The sequence below is a fragment of the Calidithermus chliarophilus DSM 9957 genome (assembly GCF_000430045.1).
Lineage (GTDB): Bacteria > Deinococcota > Deinococci > Deinococcales > Thermaceae > Calidithermus > Calidithermus chliarophilus.
In genome coordinates this window covers 972,578-974,181 of the sequence record NZ_KE387023.1, presented here as the reverse complement: position 1 = coordinate 974,181, position 1,604 = coordinate 972,578, and the positions used below count along the sequence as shown (strand labels likewise).

Sequence of the window (1,604 nt, the reverse complement as noted above, 5' to 3'; positions counted from 1 at the left end):
CCCGCGTACGCGGGGGTGCGGGCCGCACCTTGACCCGGCGGCATGCTCGTCTGCGCCACCCCCGTCACCCCCTCCCTCGCGAGCCGCACACCCCGGCCGGGGCACGGCAGCGACCACCGAGCGGATGTCCCCTGGGGCGTGGGGCTGTAGTCGGCTTACAGGCCGGGCACAACCCCAGCGGATGATTAACCCCAATGAGGCGTTTGGCTATCAGCTATGGGCTATCGACCATCGACCATCGACCATCGACCATCGACCATCGACCATCGACCATCGACCATCGACCCTCACCCCACCAACCTCACCCCCTCCCCGAACGGCAAGCCCTCGAGCTCCACCCCCCCCGGGGTGATGACCCATAAAACCGGGATTTCCGGGGCCTCGCTGGGGAAGTCGCCGTAGCCGTCGGTGAGGTAGACGCACACGCCGCCCAGGTGGTCGTCGTGGGCCTCGCGCACGGCCTGGAAGAAAGGGCGGAAGTCGGTGCCGCCGCCGCCTTGGGGGGTGGGGACGGGGTCGTTGGGGCCGAGGAGGTGGGGGCCGTAGAGGGCGGCGTCGGCGTAGTAGAGCCAGACCTCGAGCTGGGGGTAGGCGCGCAGGATGCCCTGGACCTCGGCCAGGAAGGTCTGGACCTGGGTGTCGTCGACGGAGCCGGAGGTGTCGACGGCGAGGTAGACCCGCAGCTTGTGGCCCTGCAGGGCCTCGAGGTAGAGGCCGCGGCCCAGGAAGCGGCGGTCGAAGCCCTCGAAGTCGGTGGGGGTGGCGGTGAGGAAGCGCCACAATAGGGCGCGCCAGTCGAGGCGGGGCGGGCTGGCGGCGCCGAGCAGGCGCTCGAGCCCGGCCGGGGTGTCGCCTTTGTGCACGCCGCGGGCCAGGGTGGCGGCCTGCTGGTTGGCGCGGGCCCAGTGGGCCTCGAGCTCGCTCTTTCTGGCCTCGCTCAGCGAGTCCTCGCCCAGGCTCCGGGCGCGCGGGCCCTTGCGGTCGCCGGGGCGGCCGTAGCCCTCCCTCTCCTCGCCCTCGGCGTCGGCGGGGGCGGCCTCGAGCAGGTCCAGGCCGGGCAGCTCATAGGGGTGCCCGTGCTTGAGGAGCAGGGCGTAGACCTCCTCCACGCTGTAGCGCTCGAGGGCCGGGTCGAACAGGGCCCCCTGGGGCAGCTCGAAGCCGTGGTCGCGCAGGATGCCGTTGACCACGATGTCGGCGGCGATGTTCCACAGGTGGGGGTCGCGGCGCGAGCGCCGGGCGACGTGGAGGTGGGCGGCGTGGAGCACCTCGTGCAGCAGCACCCCCTCGAGCTCGCGCTCGGAGAGCTGGCCCATGAAGGCGGGGTTGTAGAACACGTCGCGCCCGTCGGTGGCGGCGGTGGCGACCTCGCGGGAGGGGCGGAAGCGGGCGAAGAGGGCCAGGGTGGCGAAGAAGGGCGAGCGGCTGCGGATGCGCAGCAGCGCGGCCGAGAAGCGGCGCTCGAGGGCCTCGGGGGACGTGGGCTCTTTCACGGCTGGGCCTCCCGCTCGCGCAGGGCCTCCCGGGCCGCCTCCCGCACCGCGCGGTTGCCGTCGAAGGCCGCCAGGTGGCGCAGCACCTCGAGCGGGGCGGCGGGGTTGCGG

Annotated in this window: 2 protein-coding genes; both read right to left on the bottom strand. The window is 73.1% G+C overall.

The window, feature by feature from the left end:
- Positions 1 to 214: 214 nt before the first annotated feature.
- On the bottom strand, positions 215 to 274 hold the full coding sequence (locus tag MEICH_RS30785; RefSeq protein ID WP_476695756.1) for a hypothetical protein: 60 nt from the start codon (positions 272 to 274) through the stop codon (positions 215 to 217).
- A 13-nt stretch (positions 275 to 287) separates the two neighbouring features.
- The gene (locus MEICH_RS0104650) at positions 288 to 1,493 is read right to left on the bottom strand and encodes a vWA domain-containing protein (protein ID WP_027891637.1); all 1,206 of its coding nucleotides are present in this window, start codon (positions 1,491 to 1,493) and stop codon (positions 288 to 290) included.
- Positions 1,494 to 1,604: the final 111 nt, after the last annotated feature.